This window comes from Paenirhizobium cremeum (assembly GCF_022884085.1).
In the GTDB taxonomy this organism is placed as follows: Bacteria; Pseudomonadota; Alphaproteobacteria; order Rhizobiales; family Rhizobiaceae; genus Allorhizobium; species Allorhizobium cremeum.
Genome location: NZ_JAGGCS010000007.1, coordinates 174,373 through 197,260, shown reverse-complemented (window position 1 = coordinate 197,260; position 22,888 = coordinate 174,373). Strand labels below are relative to the sequence as shown.

Here is a 22,888-nt window from a genome sequence, read left to right as displayed (position 1 = left end):
CATGGCATCCTCGGCCGATATCGTGCGTTCCGACAACTCCGCCGCCCCGGAAGTCCATCCGCTCGGCGAGGCCCAACGCGGATTGTGGTTTGCCCAGGCCCTCGATCCGGAAAATCCCGTCTTCAACACGGGCCAGGTGATGGAGATCTGCGGCGCGCTCGACGTCGAGCGGTTCACCCGTGCCGTCGGAAAGGTCCATGCGGAAGCCGGAAGCCTGTCGCTACGCATTCTTGACGACAGCCGGCAGATCGTCGAGGCCTGCGCGGAGCCGCCGCTTTCGATCGTCGACCTATCGCAAGAGGCCGATCCGGCCGCCGTCGCCCGCAGCGATATCCGGCGCGACATGGAAACGCCGCTCGATCTCGCCCGGCAGAGCCCGGCCCTTTTCCGGCTCTATCGGCTCGGCGAAAACCGCTTCTGGTGGTATGCGCGGCTTCACCACGTCATCGCCGACGGTTTTGCTGTCCATCTCGTCCTCTCGCGGGTGGCCGAGCTTTATAACCGTGGCCCGGCGGACGCAGGCCCGGCGCTTTCTCCCCTCGAGATCGCGCTCGAACAGGATCGGCTTTACGGGCGCTCGCCGCAATATGCCGAGGATCGCAGCTTCTGGACTGACGCCCTGAGGGACATGCCGGAGGTGGCCGGCATCAAGCCGGGACAGGCTCTCACCGCCCACAGCTATCATCATGAGACGCAGCCCGTGCCGGTGGCGCTGTCTGACCGGCTGCGCGATCTGTCGATCGCTCTGAAAACGGGTTGGAGCGACATCGCGACCGCCCTGGTAGCGGCCTATTACGCCCGTTTCGTCGGGCAGCAGGATGTGACGGTCGGCGCGACTTTCATGGGGCGTTTCGGTTCGCCGGCAGCGCGCGTGCCGCTGATGCTGATGAACATTCTGCCGGTGCGCCTGAAGATCGACGAGGACCGGCGCCTCGGTGACTGGCTCGCCGCGGCCGCCGCGACGCTTGCGGCGGCGCGTCGCCACGGGCGCTATCGCCATGAGCATATCCGTCGCGATCTCGGCCTCGGCGGTGGCCAGCGGCGGCTGTTCGGTCCGCTGGTCAACGTGCTGCCCTACGAGGAGGATCTGAGGCTCGATGGCGCCACGGTCACTATGGAGCGGCTCGGAACCGGCCCCGTCGACGACATCACCTTCTCCTTCCGTGGCGACCCCATGCGGGCGAACCTGTCGGTCGAGATCGACGCCAATCCGGACCTCTACGGCATGGCGGAGGTCCGTGCGCATGCGGAACGCTTCCTGCACTTTCTCGACCGGGCGGTCGAAACCGCACTCGCCGACGGAACGCTTGCCGATGTCCCGACGGTGACGGACGCCGAAGCCGCATGGCTGATCGGAACGCTGAACGACACCGGCCATGCGGTGGAGCCCCTAACGCTCGTGGAGGTGATCGAAAGAGCCTTCACCCGGCATGCCGGGCGTGAGGCGCTTCGTTTCGACGTCGAAAGCCTGAGCTACGCCGAACTGGACCGCCGCTCGGCAGCACTCGCCCGGCAATTGATCGCGGCCGGAGCCGGTTCCGACCGTCGGGTCGCCATGGCGCTGCCGCGCTCATCGGAACTCCTGATCGGGCTCGTCGCCATCCTGCGGAGCGGCGCCGCCTACATGCCCGTCGATCTTTCCCATCCGGCCGAGCGGATCGAACGCATGCTCGCCCGCGGCATGCCGGTCCTCGCGCTCGCGCCCGAGGGCGCAGTGCTGGGAGATGTGCAGGTGCTTGCCCCTTCCGCCTGGACAAGCGAGCCATCCAGCGACCTGTTGCCGGCCGTCGATCCCCGTGATGCGGCCTATGTGATCTTCACCTCGGGCTCGACCGGCGAGCCGAAAGGGGTGCTTGTCGAACACCGCGCGATCGTCAACCGGCTGGAATGGATGAAGGAGCATTATGGATTTTCGACCGATGACGTCATCCTGCAGAAGACGCCGATGACCTTCGACGTTTCGGTCTGGGAATTCTTCCTCTCCTTCTTTGCGGGCGGGACCCTGGTGATGGCGCCGCCGGAGGCGCACAAGGACCCCGAATGGCTTGCGCGCCTCATCCGGGAGAACGGCGTGACGACCGCGCATTTCGTGCCGTCGATGCTTTCGGCCTTCCTCTCGGAACCCAAGGCGCAGGGCCTTTCGTTGCGGCGCGTCTTCGCAAGCGGCGAGGAATTGACGGCCGATCTGCGGGACCGCTTTCATCGGGAGATTTCCGCCGAACTCCACAATCTCTACGGTCCGACCGAGGCCGCGGTCGACGTCAGCTACTGGGCGGCGTCTGCCGACGATCGCTCCAATCCCGTCCCGATCGGCCTGCCCGTCTGGAACACCCGTCTCTACGTCCTCGACGCCCGCCTGCGGCCGGTGCCGCCGGGTGTTGCAGGACGGCTCTATATCGCCGGAGTGCAGCTTGCCCGTGAATATGTCGGGCGGTCAGACCTGACGGCCGAACGTTTCGTGTCGGACCCCTTCCATGCTGGCGAGCGGATGTATGATACGGGCGACATGGCGCGGTTGCGGCCGGACGGCGCCATCGACTATCTCGGCAGGCTCGACAACCAGATCAAGCTGCGGGGCCTCAGGATCGAACTCGGCGAGATCGAGGCCGCCATCCTCTCCCATCCGCACGTCACCCAGTCCGTCGTGATCCTGCATCGGGCGGGGGCGGACAAGCGGATCGTCGGTTACTACGTTGCCTCGCCCGCGGTCGAGGAGGCGGCATTGCGCCGGCATCTGGAGAACCTCCTGCCCGACTACATGGTGCCGGCGGTGCTCGTCCACCTTCCCGCCATGCCGCTCTCCGCCAATGGCAAGCTCGACCGCAAGGCCCTGCCGGCACCGCACTTTTCCGCGGGGCAGGGCGAACCTCCGCTGCCCGGCTCCGAGCAGATCGTTGCGGATCTCTTCGCCACCCTCCTGGAACCCGATGAACCGATCAGCCGCGACGACGACTTCTTCGCTATCGGCGGCCATTCGCTGCTGGCGGTGCGCGCGGTGCAACAGCTCGGTCGCCTCTTCGGTCGCGATATCGGGCTCGGTACCCTGTTCCGCCACCCGACGGTGAGGCGGCTTGCCGCCCATCTCGACGGCGAGGTGAGGGCGGCCGACAACGGATTGCAGCCGCTCATCAGGCTCAACGTCACCGACAACGATGCGCCGCCGCTCTTCATGATCCACCCCGCCGGCGGAATTGCCTGGTGCTATGGCGGCTACGCGCGCGCACTTGCCGCCGAACGTGCGGTCTGGGGTATCCAGGCCGATGCACTCGATCCCGGCCATCCCGAACCGGAAAGCCTCGAGGCCATGGCGCGCGCCTATGCCCGACGCGTAGCGGAGGTGGCGGGTGCCCGGCCGGTGCATCTTTGCGGCTGGTCGGTCGGGGGTATCATCGCCCATGCGGTCGCAAACGCTCTCGTCCGCTCGGGCCATACCGTCGGATGCCTCGTCATGCTCGATTCCTATCCGGCGGACTGCTGGCGCAACGAGCCGGACCCGGGTCCCGACGCCGGACTGAAGGCGCTTCTCGCCATCGCAGGCCATGACCCCGACCGGCTTGCCGACCTGCCCATGACACGGGATGCGGTCGGGGATTTTCTCCGTCGTGAGGAAAGCCCGTTCGCAGCGCTGCCGGAGTCGGCCTTCGACGGCATCGTGCGGGTGGTGTGTGGCAACAACCGCCTCGTGCGCGCTCATGTTCACGAAACCTATCCCGGTACAATTCTGCATGTGGCCGCAGCGCCTTCCGGGAAAAGGCCGCTCTCGCCGGCGGATTGGCGAGCTTATGCGGGTGCGGTGAGGGAGCACCGGGTGCCGTTCATCCATGCGGAGCTGACGGCGGCGGCGGCAGTGGAGGCGGTCGCACCGCTTCTTGCCGCGGAAATGGCGGCGCGGGAGGATCGCGGATGCAATTGACGGGACTGGCAGGCAAGGCGGCGTTCGTGACCGGCGCGGCCGGGGGCATCGGCCGTGCCGTGGTCGATGGACTGGTCGCATCGGGGGTAAGGGTTTTCGCGACGGACAGACAGGCGGAGCCGGGCTGGAGCGCTGCGGAGGGCCCCGTGCGAGGTACGGCACTTGACATCAGCGACGAGCGTGCCGTTCAGCGCGTGATTGCCGAGGCGGAGACGGAGATGGGCGGTTTCGACTTCGGCGTGAACGTCGCCGGCATCCTCGATACGACGCCCGTTGCCGATCTTAAGGGTGACGTCTGGCGCCGGGTTTTCGACGTCAACTGCCACGGCGCCTTTTTCGTATGCCAGGCGCTCGCCGCCCGCATGGCGGAACGCAGGCAGGGTTCCATTGTCGTCGTCGGGTCGAATGCGGCCGGCATTCCGCGGAAGAACATGGCGGCCTATGCCGCCTCGAAGGCGGCGGCCACCATGTTCGTCCGGTGCCTCGGTCTGGAAGTGGCCGAGCACGGCGTCCGCTGCAACATCGTTGCACCCGGTTCGACGCTGACGCCGATGCAGACCGGCATGTGGACCACGCCGGCCTCGCAGGAGCAGGTCATCGAGGGCGATCTCGCAAGCTATCGGACCGGCATTCCGCTGAAGAAACTCGCCATGCCCGAGGATATCGCAAACGCGGTGCTGTTTCTTCTTTCCGACCAGGCCGGGCACATCACCATGGCCGATCTCTATGTGGATGGAGGCGCGACGCTGCGTGGCTGAAAACAAGAAAAACATGCGCTTCCAGGCGCTCGAAAATGGCGCGCTTGCCGCGAGAAGCCTCTTCGTTCCGGATTGCGAGCATTTTCCGTTGCCGGGCGCCGATGGCCGGAACCATGAGATCTATGTCCATGTGCCGGCGGTGGAGCCTCCGCCCGGCGGCTTTCCGGTCCTCTACCTGCTGGATGCGAACGCCGATTTCCTTCTTGTCGTGGAGACGCTGCGACGGCTCTCGCGTCGTCCGAAGGCGAGCGGCATCCGTCCGGCGGTCGTGGTCGGCATCGGCTACCCGGACGGCCCGGACTATGATCTCGACCGCCGCTACGAGGATTTCACCCGCGGTCCTCCCGAAATCGACGATGCCGGATGGCAGGCGAGCACCTGCCACGGCGGGCAGGCGGCCTTTATCGATTTCGTCGAAAACCGGCTGAAGCCCTTCATCCGGTCGACCTTTCCCGTCCGGGAAGATCTGTCCGCCCTGCTCGGCCATTCGCTTGCCGGATATCTCGTGCTCGACTGGCTCTGTCAGCGGCCGCAATCTTTCCGGGCATTCCTGGCGGTCAGTCCCTCCATCTGGTGGGGGCGTGAGGCGATGCTTGGCCGTCTCGCCGGTCGGAAAGCGCCCTTCGACGGCCGTTTTCGGGCCTATCTGACGGTCGGCCAATGGGAAGAGGAGCCGGCCCCCTGGCAGGCCGACCTCGCGGCGAACGCGTCGTATACGTCGCTTCGCCGCCGGCGGGCGATGATCGGCAATGTACGGGCCTTTTCCGAGCACATCGGGGAGGCCTATGGCGACGGCGTGACCGTGCGCTGCGATATCGAAGATGGCGGCGAGCATTCGAGCTCGCTCATCACCTGCCTGCCGCGCGCCCTGCGCTTTGCCTTCGATGAAGGCGATTGAACGGCCGTTTGTGCAAGGGGCGCCCGCGATACCGGCAGCGGAAGGGGAGGCAGGTCGCTTGCGCCGAACGGCAGGACACATCGGCAAAGACAGCCCGCCTTCGGCGGCCCCGCTTGATCCGGGGAACGTGCGGCTGCGGTGGCTGCGGACCGAGGATATCGAAACGCAGCCGATCGAAAGGTTGTCCGGGCTCTTGAGCGCTTTTGAACAGGACCGGGCAACGCGCTTTCGCCATCGCGCGGACAGGGCCGCCTACGTTGCCGCCCACGCGCTGCTGCGCCTGATGCTGAGTGAAGCCCTCGGCGGCGATCCAAGGGCGTGGGCATTCGAGACCGGCCCCACCGGCAAGCCGGCGCTTGCGGCCGTTCATCGTCGACCGCGGCTTCACTTCAATATCTCGCACACCCGCGGCCTGGTCGCCTGCGCGATAGCGGGCGTACCCGTCGGCGTCGATGTCGAGGCGAGCGACGGCGACGTACCCCCGGCTGTGGCCGCACGGTTCGCGCCAGGCGAACGCGCAATGCTTGCGAAAGCTGAGGGCCTTGAATACCGCTCGATATTCTTCCGACTCTGGACACTGAAGGAGGCCTATCTCAAGGCAACCGGGGAAGGCCTCTCCGGACGTCTCGACTCTCCCGCCTTCCAGCTCGATCCTCTGCGCGCGACGTTCCTGCCGCAGGAAGGTGATCCCGGCGTGTCAGGCAATTCCGGCATCTGGCGATTTTTCGAGTTTCTGCCCTGCGCCGGATATCGGCTCGCGCTTGCGGTGCGGAGCGCGGAACGGGTGTCCCTGGACGTTATCGCCGGCGATCGTGGGAGACCTGGCGCTCGACGATCCCATCGATGAATATACTCACCAGATGTGCGATGCGCGCTTCCGGCGAACTGTCGTGCTCGGTCGCGAGCGATATCGCGGTCGCCACGCAGACTATGTCGTTAAAGCTGATATCTGGCCGAACGGCGCCCGCCTCCTGCGCCGTATGCAGAAGTCGGGAACCTTCCTCGCTGGTTGCGCGGCAGCCGGGCGTTCCGATCTGTAGAACCGTCCCGAGAGACGCCGCAAAACCGCGATAAACATTCGAATACCGAACGAGTTCCTCGAGGTAGGCGCGCAGGGCGTTCAAGGGTTCGAGAGCGCCTGCCCGGACGCGGCTCGCCTCGGCGAAAGCCAGGAATCGGGCGCTATAGGCTGCGGCGAGCAAGTCTTCCCGCGTCGGGAAGCGGCGATAAAGCGTCGCGATCCCGACCCCGGCGCGCTTTGCGACCTCATCCAGCGAAACGCCCGCGCCCCGCTCCATGAAGACTTCTTCGGCTGCGGCAAGGATTCTTGCCTTGTTCAGCTGCGCATCGGCGCGCAATGGGGTCTCCTCAGCCAAAAAATCTGCCTAACCGTCACTTGTAAGTGGAGTTTATCTCCATATAGTAAGTGGAGCAATCTTCCACTTAATGCGAAAGCGAGCGAACGGCATGACGAAACGATTTGAGGACAAGGTCGTGGTGATCACGGGCGGAACGGACGGCATAGGGCTGACGACAGCCAGGTTGTTCGCCGCGGAAGGCGCCCATGTCTATGTCACGGGACGGCGGCAGGAACGCCTGGACGAGGCGCTTGAGAAAATCGGCAACGGTGCCGTTGGCGTTCAGGGCGATGTCAGCGAGCCTGCAGCGCTCGACAGGCTTTATGCGCAAGTCAAGCGTGACCACGGCCGTGTCGATGTGGTCTTCGCCAATGCCGGCGTGTCCGAGTCCGCGCCGATCGGCGCCATTGAAGAGGATCATTTCGACCGTGTCTTCGGCATCAACGTCAAGGGCACGGTCTTCACCGTGCAAAAGGCTCTGCCGCTGATGTCTGCCGGTGGCGCCGTCGTACTGGCCGGGTCGGGGGCGGGAGCCAAGGGCTTCGCAAACCTGTCCGTCTACAGTGCCACGAAGGCGGCGATCCGCTCCTTCGCTCGAACATGGACGACCGATCTCAAGAGCCGGGGCATTCGTGTGAACGTCGTTTCCCCCGGCATGGTTCAGACACCGGCCATGAAGACCTATCTTCGCAACAATGCCGGTGCCGAGGAATGGATGCAGCAGGCCATTCCGTTCGGCAGGCTCGCCGAGACCGAGGAGATCGCCAAGGCGGTTCTGTTTCTGGCATCTGACGAAAGCAGCTTCGTCGGCGGGGAGGAGCTGTTTGTCGATGGCGGCTTCGTGGCGGTCTGAAAAGGCGTAGCGGTTTCGTGACCTCGCGAAACCTTCGAACGGGTTCGCCGCGAAACTCCCTCGTAAGCGTCGGAGTTTCGCGGCGGAATTTTCACGCTGGAATTTTCACGGTGGCCGCCGATCGTGTCGGGCGAAACCGGGGCCTTGCCAAGTTTTACTTGATAAGCCCGGCTTCTCCATCGGAATAGTTCACCGGCATCCAGTCAAATTGCTGACCATCCTGCAGAACGTTGCCGATGCCGGGAAACGCGATGTGGGCGCCGGCGACAAGATATCCTTCCGCTATCGCTTCGGCGAAAGCCTGTTTGCGGGACTTTACCGCGCTGGGGCGGTCGACATCGAACTCGATCGTCACCTCCGGCTGCTTGAACTGAACGATGTCGCCGTGGGTGATATCCCCCCAGAACACCAGCTTCTTGCCGCCACTCTCGACCACGATGGAGCTATGGCCGGGGGTATGTCCGGGGCGCAGGATCGAACGGAAACCCGCGATGGCCTCCTGATCGTCCTTGAAGCTTTCGACCTTGCCGCGCTGCAGGTATGGGCGCAAACACTCTTCCGCTTCCTTGAACAATTGCTGGTTCAGGCCCGCAGGTCGCGCATCCGCCGGCGTCTTCAACCAGAAATCCAGTTCCCGCTCGGGAACATGCACGGTTGCGTTTTCGAAGACCACTTTTCCATCGCGGACCAGACCGCCGGAATGGTCGGTATGGACATGGGTCAGGATGATATGGTCGATCTGCGCGGCGCTGTAACCCGACGCTTCGAGATTGGACGCCAGATGTCCGACCTCCTTGCCCAGATAGGCCCCGGTTCCGGCGTCGATCATCACGAGACGCTTTCCGTCGTTGACCAGGAAGGCGTTGACGGAGGTATCCGTCGGGATGTCGCGGAAAGCCGCGCGCAGCAGTTCGGCGGCATCCTGAGCGGTGACGTCACGGTACATCTCGGGAAGCGGAAGGGGCAGAGTGCCGTCCAGCAGTGCCGTAATCTCGAGATCGCCGAGCGCCATCCTGTAGAAGCCGGGCGCCTGAAAGCCCTGTTTCGGAGCAGCCGCGAGGGTGAGGGAGGGGGCGCCCGTAACAGCGGCGACGGTTGCCAGGGCAGAAGCCGCCTTGAGGACGTTTCGTCTTGTAATGTTGTCCATGACAATTCCTTCATCGATTTCCGCCGCGAAAAAGTTCAATAATGAACGATGCGGCGCTTGCGGAAGGAAAGTAGGCTGGAGCGGCCCGTGTGATTAGGTTGCCAAGTCGGATCGCGCTGTCAAGAATCTGGCTACAATCGGCAGGGCACGGCCGTCCGTCTCATTGCGCCTGCAATGTCTCCTCAAGGTGCTCCGCCAGATAGTCGATAAACGCCCTCACCTTGAGGGGCTGGACACGGCCGCCGGCTCTCACGGCGTACAACGTGGCGCTGGGCCCGGACCATTCGGGGAGAATGCGCACGACCTCGCCGGACGCGACCGCCGCTTGAACCAGGTAAGGATTGGTAAGCTGGATCCCCTGTCCCCTGACCAGGAATTCGAACAATGCTTCCGGATCTGTCGCAACGATTGCCGGATTGATCGGATAATCGACAACCTCGCCCTCTGTCGCAAGCGGCCACGAGTGGTAGGGGCGGCCATAAAACAATTGGGTCACAAGGCAATCATGGTCTTTCAACTGCGATGGGTGTTCTGGAACTCCATGCCGTTCGAGATACCGCCTGGAAGCGTAAAGACCTGTCTGAAGATCGGCCAGACGACGAGCGGCAAGATTGGAATCCGGCATCTGACCGTTCCAGAGGCGGCATGCCACATCGATGTCCTCGTGCACGATGTTTTTTACTTCGTGGTCGAGCAGCAGCTGGAGCCTGACCTCGGGATAGGCTTCCCGAAAGCCGACCAGCAGCGGGGCGATAGCCTTGGTGACCAACCAGTGGGGTGCGGTCACTCTCAACCATCCGGAGGGCTTGCCGTGCACTTGTTCGACGGCGCTCTCGGCGTCGCCGATAAGGCGGGCGAGTTCCTGGCAGCGCTCGAAATAGATGGAACCCGCCTCCGTCAGACGGATATTGCGCGTCGTGCGATGGAGGAGCTTCACCCCCAGCCTTTGCTCCAGGTCCTGAACCTTCTTGCTCAGGCGCGCCTTGGACGTCCTCAGGCTGTCTGCCGCAGCCGTAAAACTCCCTCGCTGGACCACCTCGATAAACGCCAAAGTATCGCTCATGTCGCGAAGCATCAGTGCCTCCTCAGCCTTGACGGCTCCGCAGCGAATGCTGCGACACCTCAGATCGAGCCGAATGTTGATTTCTGTTAGGATGCGTCCCGGCGTCTGGCAAGCGCACTCGGCTACCCGCCGGACATATCGAGATAGGCAAGGCACATGACGATGAGCTGTTTGCGGATTGCGATCTGTTCCGGCGCGGGCAGGTTGCGTTCGAAAACGTTCCTGACGGTTCCGAAAATGACAGACAGCAGCGTCACGTTCACGAGGTCGATATCGGAATAATTCGCGGTCGGAGCGCTCTGCAGCATGGCTATGGTCGCCGCGTCCATGCGTCTGGCGAAAGCCTCGATCAGCGCTTCGTTGTCCAGTTCGACCGCGGAGCTGTAGAGCGCGCGGGTCACGTCGCTTCGCTCGGTCTTTGCCTCCCAGTAGGTGGTGACGAGCGCCTCTATCATCTCCTTCGTCGACTTGCCGTGTTGTGCGAGGCAGGCCTTTTCCACACGCTCCGCCAGTCGGTCGAGATAACGCTCGTTGAGCGCGTAGAGCAGAGCCTGCTTGTGCGGAAAATACTGATACATGGTGCCGACCGAAACACCGGCGCGCTCGGCCACGCGCGTGGTGGTCAGCCGGTGCGTTCCCTCGCCGATCAAAACCTGAATGGTCGCCTCGAAAATGGCGTCGACCGTCGACATTGCGCGCGTCTGACGCGGCTTTTTGCGGGCCTTCAGATGGCGAGGCGGCGATACATCCATATGCGAATCCCGAAAACGAATGATCCTTCATATATTGAGCGGCGTGTTTCGCCAATATCCGAAGGACATGCGATGACTGATACGAATAGAATTGCGCTTGTGACAGGTGCCAACAAAGGCATCGGGCTTGAAATCGCGCGGCAACTCGCAAAGGCCGGTGTGACCGTGCTGATGGGTGCCCGCGACCTGCAACGCGGACAGGCTGCCGCCGGCGAGCTGGTTCAGGCGGGACTGGCGGTGGAGGCGATCGAGGTCGATCTCAACAATGAGGCGACGATCGCGGCCGCCGCCGCCGCGATTTCCTCAAGACATGGCCGGCTCGACATCCTCGTGAACAATGCCGGCATCGTCGACGCCGAAGACGGCCCGCCGACCGTCGCAACGGTTGCTGCGGCGCGAAGGCTGATGGAGACGAACTTCCTCGGCACGCTGGCCGTGACGCAGGCCATGCTGCCGCTGCTGCGCCGATCGAAGGCCGGACGCATCGTCAACCTGTCCACGACCCTTGGATCGTTGGCCGTCAATGGCGATCCCACGTCTCCCTATTACGAGGCGCGGCTGATGGGCTACAACGCCTCCAAGGCGGCGCTCAACATGCTGACGGTGCAACTGGCGGCAGAGCTGAAGAACACCCCCATCGTCGTCAACTCGGTCGCACCGGGCTACGTGAAGACGGATCTGACGGGCGGCAATGGCTTCATGACGCCCGAGGAAGGCGCACGCCTGCCTGTCGAGTACGCATTGCTCGGCGCCGACGCCGTCTCTGGCCGGTTTGTGGCGCCGGACGGTCCCGTCGCCTGGTGACGATGGTTCATGTGGGCTGGCACTGCCGGCCCACATGATACAGCTCGCTGTCGCCCCGCCGCCACCGCAGAAAACAGCCCTCTCCTCCGTTGCGAGACGCCAACCCGGCGAAGGCGCGTCCGCCGTCTAGTCTTCCGCTGGATGCGCGAGCGATCGTGTCCGGTGATCCCATCGCCAGCATTTGCGTCCCGTCAGGCGTGTTCCGCCCCACCAGCGGTCGATGCCGTGCGTCTCGACGAAATCCAGTTCGCCGGCGAGGATTTTATGGCCGACATCCGTCAACCGCACGCGGCTCTCTCGAAACCTGTCCCACGCATCGGCGTCCTCAAAGAAATCGTCAGCGCCGAGGCGCCCTTCCAACCCATCAATGAGCGGAGCCGCGCCGGACGCCAGCGAGCTGAGCAGGGAGACGATCTGCGGCAGGTCGATGAGCCTTGCCGGCTCCCGGTAAAACGCGCCGAACAACTCGTTCACCTTGGCGCCCTCGATGCCGATGGTCTCAAGCGCCAGCCTTTCGCATGCTCCGAGCCCTGTATCCCGTCGAGGCAGGTCGTCCAGCAGCGCGTCCCTTGCGTTTTCCAGAAACGGGAAAAGAGCCATATCCTGGTGCCGCAGGCCAAGCCAGGCCTCCGGCGTCGGGGCGCAATAGGCTGACCAAAAAGACGCCGCCGCGCTCAGATGCCGTTCCTCCACCTGCGTCGGCGATGCCACTCGCTCAGGTAGGGTGCTGGCGTCCACCTGGCCCCATCGAGCAGACGCATGCACGAGAAAAAGCCTGCGGTGGTCGATGCCGGCGGCAAGCGCCCGGGTGAGCAGCAGCGTCATCAGAAGCTGGCTGTTGGGGTCCGGATCGATGTAGAACTCGCAGCGCTCGACCTCACCCAATCGAGAGAAGACGCCCGCGATGTCGGGCTCGACAGCGGGAGGAAGCGAAGTCTTCCCGCCTCCCGGAGGAAGGCCGTGCTTCGGTTGCGCCGAGGCGATCGGCGCGCGGATCAGCCGGGCAGGCAAAGGAACGATCTCCGGCCGGGGCGAGGAGGTCGCATGGACTGCCTTCAGATATCCGGCAGCGGTGTCGTCACAGGTCAGGCACAGTCGGGTTTGCACGTCAGATCCTCATTGCCTCGAAGTGGGCAGCTAGCCAGAGGATGATGACGTCAAAGTGACCCGGCCTGCCCTTATCGAATGATCGTCGTCGCATCGGAACATCCGCCGCGGCTGATGGAACCGGTTTCCACCGGCATCCTTCTACACGAACGCCTTCATGCAGAAGCCGATGTCCCGGTATTTTTCCCGGGAAGTGTCCGCAACAAATAGCAACAGGATGAAACGCCATTCCCCGGCCTGATCTTTAGGGTCGGGTTTGAGATCGTCTGCGGCTCGTGATTTTTCCGCAGGCCAACGAAGAGGTCGTTTCATGCATGGGAAAACGTGGCCGGGTCGGCTTGTTGCCTGGCGAACCATCGGCGCCGCGGTTGCCTGCTTTGCTGTCGCCGGTACGAATGCAGCGTCGGCAGGGGCGGTAGAGCAAATGCCGGTGACGGTGGTCGTCGCCCGCGAGGCGCCGGTGACAGAGCAGATCGCTGTGGTCGGTACGCTCGCCGCGCGCGAGGAAATCCAGGTCCATTCCTCTCTGGAGGGCCGGGAGATCAAACAGATTCTGGTCGAGGTCGGTGAGCGGGTGGAGGCCGGCAAGCCTCTGGCGCTTCTCGATGCCGCCGATACCCTGTTGGCGCTGGACAAGAATGCCGTCAGCATGCAGCGCGCCAAGGTGGCCATCGCCGCGGAAAGAAGCAAGGTCGATATCACTCTGGTGAGCGAGCGGGAGGCCTGGAAGAAGCTTGAGCGAAGCCGCTCCCTTCAGCCCAAGGGAGCCGTCTCGGATCAGACGCTGGAGGAGCACCAGAACGCCTATGACCGCGCGGTCGCCGAGCTCGCTCTGGCCCGCCAGTCGCTTGCTCTGGCCGAAGCGGATGAGCGGATCATAGCGAGCGAGCGACGCGAGATCGAGCTGACGCTGGAGCGCTGTACCCTCCGGGCACCGAGCGCCGGCGTCGTACTCGATCGCCGCGCCCGCCTCGGCGCCGTGCCGTCCAGTTCGGACGACCCTCTTTTTACCATAGCGCGCGACGGCGCGATCGAGTTTGTGGCGGAGGTGACGGATGGCAATTTCGTTCGGCTGAAGGAAGGCATGGCGGCCCGGATTGCCGTGCCCGGCCTCGATGTGCCGGTGTCCGGCACGGTGAGACTGACCGCCGCGCGGCTGGAACCGAAGACGAGGAGCGGTTCGGTCAGGATCGAACTCGACAGCGATGAGTGGCTGGTCCCGGGCGCCTATGCCCGCGGCGAGGTCGATACCGGGACGCGATCCAATGTTCTGCTGCCGGGAACGGCCGTCAAAAGCGCCGGCGGGATAAGCAGCGTCTACGTCGTCAGGAACGATCTTGTCTCGGTGCGCAACGTCAAGGTGGGCGTGCAGCGGGACAATCTCGTCGAAATCCTGGACGGTCTCGGCGATGGCGAGATGGTCGTGCTGAAGGCAGGCGGCTTCCTCAGGGATCGCGATCGTGTGACCCCCGTGCTTGCTTCGGTCGAGGGCGGTGCGCCGCGCGAGCTGTCGGAAGTCGTCGCACCGGCCGATGCGGAAGGAGTTCGTCGATGAACGCCAATCTGTCGGCCTGGGCAATCCGCAAACCGCTGCCTTCCATCCTGTTGTTCGTCATCCTGACGGTCGTGGGCCTCTACAGTTTCTCGCGCCTGCCGGTGACCTATTTCCCGACCATCGTCACGCCTCTTGTCAAAGTCACCATAGAACAGTCCGGGGCAACGCCGACCGAACTGGAAACGGAGGTTACGCGGCTGGTGGAGGATGCGGTCGCTTCCCTGCCGGGGCTGAAAGAGCTCAAGTCGACGATCGACCAGGGCCGCTCGGTCACCTCGGTCGAGTTCGAAGTGGGCAAGGTTACGCCCGACCGGGCGATGGTCGATGTGCGCGATGCACTTGCCAGGGTGCGTGCCGATCTGCCGCCAACCATCGACGAACCTATCATTGAACGGGTCGAGGAGGAGGGGCAGTCTGTGGTGACCTACGCGGTCGCCAGCCGGAACATGACCGTTGCTGAACTCTCCTGGTTCGTGGACGATGTGGTCTCCCGGCATCTTCAGGGTCTGCCCGGGGTCGGACGCATCGACCGGGTCGGCGGCGCCGATCGCGAAATCCGTATCGAGCTCAATGCCGACAGGCTTCACGCACTCTCCCTTTCCGCGAAGACGGTCAACGACACTCTTTTTCAGTCCCAGGTGGACGCCTCGGGCGGTCGCAGCGACGTCAGCGGCCGCGAGCAGGCGCTGACGACGATGGCCGCGGCCAGAACCGTTTCCGATCTTGCGGATCAGCGCATTGCCCTTTCCTCCGACGCATCGGTCCGCCTGGGAGACCTCGGCCAGGTGGAGGACAGCATTGCGGAAGCTCGATCCTTCGCTACGCTCGATGGCAGCGATGTCGTCGGTTTCTCCGTCTACCGCACTCAAGGGGCCAGCGACGTTTCCGTTGCGGCCGCGGTTGCGGCCGCCGTTGCAGACCTCCAGGCTGCCCATGTCGAGGTCGGGTTCCGCCTCGTAAACGACAATGTCGCCTATACAGCCGGCAACTACAGTTCGGCGATGCACACGCTTGTCGAAGGCGCGATCCTTTCCATCGTCGTTGTGTTCCTGTTTCTCAGGGATTGGCGCGCGACGGTCGTTGCCGCGGTGGCCCTTCCCCTGTCCATCATTCCCACCTTTTTCGCGCTGGAGTTTCTCGGCTTCTCGCTCAACATTCTCAGCCTTCTGGCAATCACCCTGGTCACAGGTATTCTGGTCGATGACGCCATTGTCGAAATCGAGAATGTCGTGCGTCACCGCAACATGGGCAAATCCGCCTATCGGGCCGCTCTCGATGCTTCCGACGAAATCGGTCTGGCGGTCATCGCGATTTCGGCCACGATCATCGCCGTCTTCGCGCCGGTGGGAATGATGAGCGGCGTCGTCGGGCTGTATTTCCGCGAGTTCGGCCTGACGGTTGCCATTGCCGTCTTCTTTTCCCTGCTGGTGGCGCGGCTTATCACCCCTATTCTGGCTGCGTATTTCATGACAGGAAGTCCTCCGGTCGAGGCGCCCAAGGGATTCTTTGTCGCGACATATGAGCGGCTGCTTCGGTTCAGTCTGCGCTGGCGATGGATGACCGTCGGAGCCGCGGTTGCATCCTTTGCCCTTGCCATGGTGGCGCTGCTGTCGGTTCCAACGGCCTTCCTGCCGGAGGAGGATACCGGCCAGCTGACCTTGACCATCGAGCTTCCGCCGGGTGCGACCCTCATGGAGACCCGTGCTGTCTCCGACGACGTGTCCCGTCGTATCTTCGGCTTCGAGGAGGTCGAGGGCGTATTTGTCCAGGCGGGCTCCAGCATGTCGGGTCAGCAGGACGTTCGCTATGCCACCGTGCTGATCGATCTCACGCACAAGTCGGAGCGTTCGCGGTCATCCTTCGAGATCGAGACCGACATGGAAAACCGGCTCGCCTCCATGACGGATATCAAGTTCCGCTTCCTGAACAGCCGCGGCGGGCGCGACATGTCGTTCGCCGTGCTCGGGACCGACGGCGCCAAGGTGCAGGCTGCCGCCGACAGGATCGTCACCGAAATGGCGACGGACCCCATGTTCACCGGGCCGGCGGCGGAGAATGCCGCGATGCGGCCGGAACTCCGCTTCAAGGTGCAGTCCGACAAGGCGGCCATGCTCGGTGTCTCCCCCACCGAGATCGCCGACCTCATTCGGGTGTCGACCGTCGGCGACAGCGATAGCCGTCTGCCAAGCCTGCTCGACGGCGCCCGACAGATCCCCATCCGCGTCGTCATCGACCGGCAGTCGCGCGACGATCTCGGCAGGCTGGAACTGCTGACGGTCGCGAGTGCGGATGGAACGCGCATACCGCTGACGGCGGTCGTGAACGCCAGTTTCGACGAGACGGTTTCCGCAATCGAACGTTCGGATCGCAGCCGCCTCGTTGAGATCGGTGCCGATATGGCCTCCGGCACGACGTCAGGACAAGGCATGGAGCGGCTCTTGCAGCTCGAAAGCGTCAAGAACCTTCCCGATGGGGTGCGCATCCAGGCAACGGGCGATTCCGACACCGAGGGCAGCGTTTTCGAGAGCTTCGCCGTTGCCATGGGATCGGGGATCATGCTGGTTCTGGTCGTCCTGATCCTGCTGTTCGGCAGCCTGCTCGCACCCTGGACCATTCTTGCATCGCTCCCGCTTTCAATCGGCGGCGTTGCGGCGGGTCTTCTGTTCACCGGCAATGCCATGTCCTTGCCCGTTGTCATCGGCATCCTGATGCTGATGGGCATCGTCACGAAGAATGCGATCATGCTGCTGGATTTCGCTATTGAGCGGGAGGCCCATGGCTTGCCTCGGTTCGAGGCCATCGTCGAAGCCTGCAGCGAAAGAGTGAGGCCGATTATCATGACCACGCTCGCCATGGCGGGTGGCATGGTGCCTTCCGCCCTCGGGATGGGAGACGGAGGAGAATTCCGCTCTCCGATGGCAATCGCGGTGATTGGCGGACTGCTCGTATCCACGCTGTTGTCGCTGATCGTCATTCCCTCGCTCCATCTCATTGTCTCCAATCTTGGCGATCGCATTGCCCGAAGCGTCAGGCCGTTCCTCCAGCCGGCCGATGCCTAGGGCGCTAAGCGCGCAGCCGATTGCAGGCAATGCAAACGGGAAGGGGGCGGGCCTGCGTGGCCCGGCCCCTTCTTCCGTGGATGCGTCGCAACAAAACGTAACGAACCGAAACAATGGACGCTTTCGTGGAATGCATGCTGTAATGACAGTCGAGGGAGTCAGACATGCAGCCATCAGCGGCAAACGCACAGATATTGATCGTCGAGGACGATCCCGAAATCGGCAAGCTTCTTGCTATGACGATGCGGGAGAACGGCATGACACCGACGGTCGCCGAGGACGGTCATGTCATGCAATCGCTTCTGCGCAACAATAGCTTCGACCTTATTATTCTCGACGTCATGCTGCCCGGCGAGGATGGCCTGACGCTCTGCCGGAGAATTCGCGCCGAAAAGACCACTCCGATCATTCTGCTGACGGCGCTCGGCGAAGAGGTCGACAGGATCGTCGGCCTCGAAGTCGGCGCCGATGACTATGTCACCAAGCCCTTCAGTCCGAGGGAAGTCGTTGCCCGTGTGCGAAGCCTTCTGAGACGCGCCTCCTACGGCCTGGTTTCGACGAACAGCCAGCGCAAACTGCGGTTTGACGGGTGGCAGATCGACCCGCTTCGTCGCCAGTTGCACGATCCAAGCAATGCCCGTGTGGCGCTCACCACCACCGAGTTCGATCTGCTTTTGGCCTTCTGCCGCAATCCGGGGCGGGTCATCACCCGCGAGGAACTGCTGTCGCTCACCCATGCCGGACTTGCCGGACCGATCGAGCGCAGCATCGATGTCCATATCAGCCGTCTGCGCCAGAAGATCGAGGTCGACCCACGCGAGCCGGCGCTGCTGCAGACCGTGAGGCTCGGAGGCTACACATTCACGGCGGCGGTCGAGGAGGTATGAACGAAAATGGCCGGGAGCGGGGCTCCCGGCCACAGCGCAGTCCTGGCAGGCCGATCGTCAGAACTTGTATCCGAGGAAAAGTTGCGCGGATGGCTGGAGCTTTTCCTTGACGATCGGGCTGTCGGCGGCATCGCCGGTCAGGATGCCGAGGCCCGCCTGGCCGCGGATCAGCCAGTTCTCACTCAGGAGATAGGTCGCGGCGACGGAAACTTCGACGCGCTTGAGGCCTGCTTCGGCCTTGTACTGGGGCAAGCCCGAGGCTGCGGACTGGGCCGCGTTCACGCCAAAATAGGCTTCCATGTGTTTGTCGTTTGCAAGAATGGCTTCGGCATTCGCCTCCAGGATGAGCCGTTCCGTCACCGGTGCCGAATATCCGATGCCGACCGTGCCGATGAGGCTTTCGCTTCCGCCGAGCGTCTGGTCGACGGCGGCATAGAATTCCACCGGCCCCCATTCATAGCTCGCCTTCGCCCCGAGCGTCGCGGCAAAGTCGATATCGCCCAAGCCGCGCAGGTCGGCATGATCGCTGTCGTCCCGGCCGGATTCATAGCCGACATTGGCAGACAGGGCGAAGTCTCCGTAGCGAAGGGGGGTCACGGTCACGCCGCTCGGGTCGATTTCGAGCCATTCGCCATAGGTGAACACCACGAAGGGCACGGGGCTGATCTTGAACTCGTCGCTGCCCTCGTATTCCGGCTCGTATATCCCCCCTCCGCCGACAATAAGGCTCCAGTCGGGCTTCACCGGCTCGTTGGTCATGCGGGCGTTGTCGAATGCCATGTCCTGCGGCGGCTCCGGCTCGGAGGGATCTGCGGCAAACGCGCCTGCTGCCATTCCCGTTATGCCCAGGGCGGTAGAGAGCGCGAAGGACGAAACGCGCAGGTGGTTCTGTCGGACGAGAAACATGTTTGCTCCAGAATTGGGGTTATTCAGCCTGAGGTTGGGGTGGCCGACAGGCGAGAGGTTTGACGCCACCAGTTTTCACAGAAGCGGCTTCTGCGGGGTGTCATTATGTTGCGGTTTGTTGCGCGGCTCTTGCCATGAGTGACGGCCGCGGGCGGGAGGGTGGACATGAAACGTAATATTTCCGGCAAAGCCGATATGCTCTGCCTGTGCTAAAGCAGTTCCACCGAAGGTGCGTCGCGGTGCTGCGTCCGGAATTGCAGAAAAAAGAAAGGGCCGACGCAGTTCCGCGGATCAGGGAAAAGCGTGGCAGCTCGGGGACAGTCGGATGGAGCCTTCATGAAAATGCGCCTGCTCTTCACCCTCAGGACGATCCACGCGCAGATTGCCGTGATCGTGGTTCTCGCGCTTCTGATCGTCGTCACGGCCGCACCCATCGTCGAGCGCTGGCTCCGCGACGACTACCATACGCCCGACATCGAGCAACTTGCCGACCGGCTCCGCGCGGTGGCCGATATTCTGGCGGTCGCGACACCGACCGAGCGGGAGGCCATTGTCGAGGCCGCCCGGCGTTCCGGCTGGGACATGACGCTCGAGCCGCTGTTATTGAGCATGCAATTTGCCGGAGCGTCCGAAGGGGAGCGCCTCTCCGACAGGATCGTCGAATGGCTCTTCCCGCCGGATGACTGGACAGTTCCACTTGGAGGCTGGCGTACGTTTCTCGGCGACAGACGCGTGGTCGCCATGCAGGTCGACGATACGTCGATGATTGTTTCGACCGTTGCGACCGACGACATCTTGCTGATTACCGATTTCATCGGCCAGGGAACCTATTATGTCGTGGCGATCCTCACGCTGGTGTTCCTTTTCTCCTCCTTCGCCATCTGGTCGATCCTGCTTCCGCTGCGCCGCATCGCGCATGCGGCTGGCAATGCGGACCTCAGCAACGACGCTCCGATTTTCGAGGAGCGCGGCAGCAGGGAAATCGTTGTCGTCGCGAAGGCGCTGAACAGCATGCACAACCGCATATCCGTGATGATGGAATCGCGCACCCGGATGCTGAGGGGGATCAGCCACGACCTGCGAACACCGCTCACCCGGCTGAGGATGCGCGCGGAAAACTTGCCGGAAGGCGCCTCCCGGGATGCAATGCTGTCGGATATCGGTCGCATCGACGGCCTGCTGACCGAGAGCCTGGACTATCTTCGCGACAATCACCGCCAGGAGAGCATCGAGCGGACGGACATAGCCAGCCTTGTCCAGACCGTCTGCAATGAGTTTGCCGATGTCGGCTTCAATGTCGAGTACCGGGGCCCGAACCGGCTCACGGTCAATTGCCGGCCGCTCGCCCTGACCCGTGCGATAACCAATCTCTGCGACAACGCCACGAAATTCGGTCGTTCGGTTTCGGTCGAGCTCCAGCAGGAAAGGGACGGCGTGGCGATCGACATATCGGACGACGGCCCGGGCATTTCCGGCCAGGACAAGGAGCGGGTGCTGGAGCCCTTTTTCAAGGCCGATGCCGCCCGAAATGGACCGAATGACGGCTTCGGGCTCGGCCTGCCGATCGTGGCCGAAATCGTTCAGGCCCATGGCGGTCGTCTGCAACTTCTGGACCGGCAGCCCCACGGGCTGCATGTTCGCCTGGAGCTACCCTTCGGCTAACCGACCGCTGCGCTCACCGGCTCTTACGTTCGCTCCTTCCAGCCGAAAATGCACCGGAAACTCTGACCGAAACGGCGGGGTTTGAAGAGTTCAGATCACAGGATCTTTTTTCCGCAATCTTCCGACGGAGCCTTTGAACGCTGCGGCATCAACTGATCCAGGGTGACCGTTCCAAACCGCTCCAGGAGCAGGCTTTCGGCGCGCAACATCGTATCGGAGAGAGCCGCATTCACGCTCTTCTCGATCATGCAATCCGGATGCCTGCTGCGAGAACCGATGGCAAAGAGCGTGGGCCGGTCTAGCGCTTCGTAGACGGCAAGCAACGAGATCTCCTTGAGGGGCCGGGCCAGGCGCCAGCCGCCGCCATGCCCTTTGCCGGAGGTGACGTAGCCCGCCCTGCGCAAGCCGGCCATGGTCCTGCGAAACACCGCGGGATTGGTGCCCATGCTGACCGCCAGAACCTCCGAGGTCAACGGCGCCTCGGCCTGCGCCAGATGCAGAAGCACATGCAGTACGTCCGATAGCCTCGTGTCCTTGTTCATCGCCTGCCTCCGCCGACGCGGTCTCCTCTCGTTATGTCGTGAAGTCATGTAACAGTTGTTGATGCGTGATGCCAGCGCATGTTATGCATCTTCATCTGATACATAAGAGGGCGCATCATGAATGGCAATCTCAGCGCTTTCCTGGACCCGGCCTCCGTGAGCGCCTACGTCCGCGAAACGCCAGGCAAGGTGCCCGGTCTCGCAGACCTGCACAAAATGACGACGCTGCTTCTCGCGGAACAGGCGCCCGATGCGGCGCATATGCTGGTCGTCGGCGCTGGCGGCGGTCTGGAGATACTGGGAATGGCGCGGGCACGACCGGCCTGGCGATTTACCGGCGTCGATCCGTCCCCGGCCATGTTGGAAATTGCCCGAGATACGACCTCGGCCTGCGCCGGGCGGGTAGATCTCATTCTCGGTACGGCCGTTGACGCGCCTTCAGGTCCCTTCGACGGAGCAGCCTGCCTTCTTACCTTGCACTTCCTCGACAAAGGCGAGCGGCTTCAGACCCTTCGGGAAATCCGCGAGCGTCTGAAGCCGGGCGGTGTCTTTGTCGCGGCCCATCACGCGAATGTCGACGGTCAGGCGGAAGCCTGGCTGGCGCGGTCTGCGGCCTTCGCCGGAGGCGTAAACCCGGACCCCAGAAAGGCCGAAGCATCTGGAAGAGCGATGGCAGAGCGGCTGCCGCTCCTCTCGCCGGATGAGGAAGAAGAATGCTTTCGGCAGGCGGGCTTCCGGGAACCGGCGCTGTTTTATGCCGCCTTTTCGTTTCGCGGCTGGGTCATGACCGCTTCCGGTTCGATGACGCAGGCAACTGGAAAAGAGACCGGGTGATCGCCGATGGAGCTCTTCAACTTCGCCTTCGGCCCCTATCCGCAAAGGCTGAACATCTATCTGGCCGAGAAGCGGCCGAAAGATGTGGCCGTGACGATATACGAAGCGCCTGACAAATTCGCCGGCGTGCCCCCGCCCGAGGTCAAGACCCTCACCCCCATGGGGTCTCTGCCGATCCTTCGGGATGCCGACGGCACCGTCATCGGACAGTCGCTGGCGATCCTCGAATACATCGAAGACCGTGTCCCGGAGCCGGACATGCGCGGGAACACTCCGGCAGAGAGGGCTCAGGTCCGCCAGTTCATGCATATGTTCGACGAGGCGCTGACATTTTTCGCGCTCTGGGCGCGTCACGGCAGCCGCCTCGGACACGGTGTGGTGCGCTCGAGCCGGGAGGTCGCCGAAATCTGCGCAGGCAGGTATTTCGATCGGCTGCGCGAAATCGACAGAATGATGACCGGAAGCCTGTTCCTTGCCGGGGAGCGGGTCACTATCGCTGACTGCGTCGCGATGGCAACGCTGCAATACGCCAACGACTTCTATGCGGTGCCAATCCCGCCCGGATGCATCGATCTGCAGCAGTGGTTCGACCGTTTCAGCCTACGCCCCAGCGCCACACGGCCGCCCTATCCCGAGGAACAGCGGGCCAAGGCATACGGTCTGATGGAGCAGACGGAAATTTTCGCCTGAACGGCGCTTCGGATCGGTTGAGGTCTGCGAAAATCGCAGAAGCTCAGAGATCGACGGTTCCGAGCCATCCGCGCGGGACGACGAGTTCTCCAGTATGCCG

Annotated in this window: 19 protein-coding genes; 12 read left to right on the top strand and 7 right to left on the bottom strand. The window is 63.3% G+C overall.

The genetic code is table 11. From position 1 onward, the window contains the following. Window position 1: 1 nt before the first annotated feature. The 4 genes from J5N58_RS14715 to J5N58_RS14700 all read left to right on the top strand — a co-directional run bounded on the left by J5N58_RS14715 (window position 2) and on the right by J5N58_RS14700 (window position 6,416). Window positions 2-3,913 carry an amino acid adenylation domain-containing protein gene (locus J5N58_RS14715; RefSeq protein WP_244711388.1) on the top strand — a complete coding sequence of 1,304 codons (3,912 nt, stop codon included), beginning with the start codon at window positions 2-4 and terminating at the stop codon, window positions 3,911-3,913. Next, window positions 3,904-4,671 (top strand): 2,3-dihydro-2,3-dihydroxybenzoate dehydrogenase, encoded by a 768-nt coding sequence (locus tag J5N58_RS14710; protein ID WP_244711386.1) that lies wholly within the window; start codon window positions 3,904-3,906, stop codon window positions 4,669-4,671. Before J5N58_RS14715 ends, J5N58_RS14710 begins: the two co-directional genes overlap by 10 nt. Then, window positions 4,664-5,569 (top strand): alpha/beta hydrolase, encoded by a 906-nt coding sequence (locus J5N58_RS14705; protein WP_244711384.1) that lies wholly within the window; start codon window positions 4,664-4,666, stop codon window positions 5,567-5,569. The genes J5N58_RS14710 and J5N58_RS14705 overlap by 8 nt, the downstream gene beginning before the upstream one ends. 193 nt (window positions 5,570-5,762) lie before the next feature. Beyond that, window positions 5,763-6,416 (top strand): 4'-phosphopantetheinyl transferase family protein, encoded by a 654-nt coding sequence (locus J5N58_RS14700; protein WP_162757622.1) that lies wholly within the window; start codon window positions 5,763-5,765, stop codon window positions 6,414-6,416. Here J5N58_RS14700 and J5N58_RS14695 read toward each other — a convergent pair. After that, complete coding sequence (locus J5N58_RS14695; protein ID WP_244711381.1) at window positions 6,367-6,927, bottom strand: TetR/AcrR family transcriptional regulator; 561 nt, start codon at window positions 6,925-6,927, stop codon at window positions 6,367-6,369. The genes J5N58_RS14700 and J5N58_RS14695 overlap by 50 nt on opposite strands. Window positions 6,928-7,036: 109 nt before the next feature. Here J5N58_RS14695 and J5N58_RS14690 point away from each other — a divergent pair, with 109 nt between their 5' ends. Beyond that, entirely contained in the window at window positions 7,037-7,780 is a 744-nt protein-coding gene (locus J5N58_RS14690; RefSeq protein ID WP_244711379.1) for an SDR family NAD(P)-dependent oxidoreductase, read from the top strand. Between the two features lie 154 nt (window positions 7,781-7,934). Here the strand turns inward: J5N58_RS14690 and J5N58_RS14685 are convergent, their stop codons facing one another. From J5N58_RS14685 to J5N58_RS14675, 3 genes are all read right to left on the bottom strand, one after another. Further along, window positions 7,935-8,927: an MBL fold metallo-hydrolase gene (locus J5N58_RS14685; RefSeq protein WP_113438365.1), complete on the bottom strand. Its 993-nt coding sequence runs from the start codon at window positions 8,925-8,927 to the stop codon at window positions 7,935-7,937. 160 nt (window positions 8,928-9,087) lie between these two features. Continuing rightward, window positions 9,088-10,002, bottom strand: a complete 915-nt coding sequence (locus tag J5N58_RS14680) for a LysR family transcriptional regulator (RefSeq protein WP_113438306.1) — start codon at window positions 10,000-10,002, stop codon at window positions 9,088-9,090. Between the two features lie 110 nt (window positions 10,003-10,112). Next, window positions 10,113-10,742 (bottom strand): TetR/AcrR family transcriptional regulator, encoded by a 630-nt coding sequence (locus J5N58_RS14675; protein ID WP_113438307.1) that lies wholly within the window; start codon window positions 10,740-10,742, stop codon window positions 10,113-10,115. A gap of 72 nt (window positions 10,743-10,814) precedes the next feature. Between J5N58_RS14675 and J5N58_RS14670 the strand changes: the two genes are divergently transcribed. Continuing rightward, window positions 10,815-11,546: an SDR family oxidoreductase gene (locus tag J5N58_RS14670; RefSeq protein WP_113339826.1), complete on the top strand. Its 732-nt coding sequence runs from the start codon at window positions 10,815-10,817 to the stop codon at window positions 11,544-11,546. Between the two features lie 126 nt (window positions 11,547-11,672). Here the strand turns inward: J5N58_RS14670 and J5N58_RS14665 are convergent, their stop codons facing one another. Next, window positions 11,673-12,653: a hypothetical protein gene (locus tag J5N58_RS14665; RefSeq protein ID WP_113487067.1), complete on the bottom strand. Its 981-nt coding sequence runs from the start codon at window positions 12,651-12,653 to the stop codon at window positions 11,673-11,675. Window positions 12,654-12,963: 310 nt separating this feature from the next. On the opposite strand from J5N58_RS14665, the gene J5N58_RS14660 reads away from it, so the two are divergent. From J5N58_RS14660 to J5N58_RS14650, 3 genes are all read left to right on the top strand, one after another. After that, a complete protein-coding gene (locus tag J5N58_RS14660) occupies window positions 12,964-14,208 on the top strand; it encodes an efflux RND transporter periplasmic adaptor subunit (RefSeq protein WP_113426320.1) in 1,245 nt (414 codons plus the stop codon). Further along, window positions 14,205-17,267, top strand: a complete 3,063-nt coding sequence (locus J5N58_RS14655; RefSeq protein ID WP_244711377.1) for an efflux RND transporter permease subunit — start codon at window positions 14,205-14,207, stop codon at window positions 17,265-17,267. Before J5N58_RS14660 ends, J5N58_RS14655 begins: the two co-directional genes overlap by 4 nt. 164 nt (window positions 17,268-17,431) lie before the next feature. Beyond that, window positions 17,432-18,154 (top strand): response regulator transcription factor, encoded by a 723-nt coding sequence (locus J5N58_RS14650; RefSeq protein WP_112827040.1) that lies wholly within the window; start codon window positions 17,432-17,434, stop codon window positions 18,152-18,154. A gap of 57 nt (window positions 18,155-18,211) precedes the next feature. Here the strand turns inward: J5N58_RS14650 and J5N58_RS14645 are convergent, their stop codons facing one another. Beyond that, a complete protein-coding gene (locus J5N58_RS14645) occupies window positions 18,212-19,060 on the bottom strand; it encodes a MipA/OmpV family protein (RefSeq protein ID WP_244711375.1) in 849 nt (282 codons plus the stop codon). Between the two features lie 336 nt (window positions 19,061-19,396). On the opposite strand from J5N58_RS14645, the gene J5N58_RS14640 reads away from it, so the two are divergent. After that, the gene (locus J5N58_RS14640; protein WP_244711373.1) at window positions 19,397-20,722 is read left to right on the top strand and encodes an ATP-binding protein; all 1,326 of its coding nucleotides are present in this window, start codon (window positions 19,397-19,399) and stop codon (window positions 20,720-20,722) included. Window positions 20,723-20,817: 95 nt separating this feature from the next. On the opposite strand, the gene J5N58_RS14635 is transcribed toward J5N58_RS14640, so the two are convergent. Further along, window positions 20,818-21,264, bottom strand: a complete 447-nt coding sequence (locus J5N58_RS14635; RefSeq protein ID WP_244711371.1) for an Rrf2 family transcriptional regulator — start codon at window positions 21,262-21,264, stop codon at window positions 20,818-20,820. Window positions 21,265-21,381: 117 nt separating this feature from the next. Between J5N58_RS14635 and J5N58_RS14630 the strand changes: the two genes are divergently transcribed. Both J5N58_RS14630 and J5N58_RS14625 read left to right on the top strand, forming a co-directional pair. Further along, a complete protein-coding gene (locus J5N58_RS14630; RefSeq protein WP_112827042.1) occupies window positions 21,382-22,098 on the top strand; it encodes a class I SAM-dependent methyltransferase in 717 nt (238 codons plus the stop codon). A gap of 6 nt (window positions 22,099-22,104) precedes the next feature. Continuing rightward, a complete protein-coding gene (locus J5N58_RS14625; RefSeq protein WP_112827043.1) occupies window positions 22,105-22,788 on the top strand; it encodes a glutathione S-transferase family protein in 684 nt (227 codons plus the stop codon). Window positions 22,789-22,888: the final 100 nt, after the last annotated feature.

Excerpts from the sequence above, each read along its gene's own strand:
- J5N58_RS14715 (WP_244711388.1), top strand. The coding sequence starts at position 2 with ATGGCATCCTCGGCCGATATCGTGCGTTCCGACAACTCCGCCGCCCCG.
- J5N58_RS14710 (WP_244711386.1), top strand. The coding sequence starts at position 3,904 with ATGCAATTGACGGGACTGGCAGGCAAGGCGGCGTTCGTGACCGGCGCG.
- J5N58_RS14690 (WP_244711379.1), top strand. The coding sequence starts at position 7,037 with ATGACGAAACGATTTGAGGACAAGGTCGTGGTGATCACGGGCGGAACG.
- J5N58_RS14685 (WP_113438365.1), bottom strand. The coding sequence starts at position 8,927 with ATGGACAACATTACAAGACGAAACGTCCTCAAGGCGGCTTCTGCCCTG.
- J5N58_RS14680 (WP_113438306.1), bottom strand. The coding sequence starts at position 10,002 with ATGCTTCGCGACATGAGCGATACTTTGGCGTTTATCGAGGTGGTCCAG.
- J5N58_RS14675 (WP_113438307.1), bottom strand. The coding sequence starts at position 10,742 with ATGGATGTATCGCCGCCTCGCCATCTGAAGGCCCGCAAAAAGCCGCGT.
- J5N58_RS14670 (WP_113339826.1), top strand. The coding sequence starts at position 10,815 with ATGACTGATACGAATAGAATTGCGCTTGTGACAGGTGCCAACAAAGGC.
- J5N58_RS14660 (WP_113426320.1), top strand. The coding sequence starts at position 12,964 with ATGCATGGGAAAACGTGGCCGGGTCGGCTTGTTGCCTGGCGAACCATC.
- J5N58_RS14655 (WP_244711377.1), top strand. The coding sequence starts at position 14,205 with ATGAACGCCAATCTGTCGGCCTGGGCAATCCGCAAACCGCTGCCTTCC.
- J5N58_RS14650 (WP_112827040.1), top strand. The coding sequence starts at position 17,432 with ATGCAGCCATCAGCGGCAAACGCACAGATATTGATCGTCGAGGACGAT.
- J5N58_RS14645 (WP_244711375.1), bottom strand. The coding sequence starts at position 19,060 with ATGTTTCTCGTCCGACAGAACCACCTGCGCGTTTCGTCCTTCGCGCTC.
- J5N58_RS14640 (WP_244711373.1), top strand. The coding sequence starts at position 19,397 with ATGAAAATGCGCCTGCTCTTCACCCTCAGGACGATCCACGCGCAGATT.
- J5N58_RS14635 (WP_244711371.1), bottom strand. The coding sequence starts at position 21,264 with ATGAACAAGGACACGAGGCTATCGGACGTACTGCATGTGCTTCTGCAT.
- J5N58_RS14630 (WP_112827042.1), top strand. The coding sequence starts at position 21,382 with ATGAATGGCAATCTCAGCGCTTTCCTGGACCCGGCCTCCGTGAGCGCC.
- J5N58_RS14625 (WP_112827043.1), top strand. The coding sequence starts at position 22,105 with ATGGAGCTCTTCAACTTCGCCTTCGGCCCCTATCCGCAAAGGCTGAAC.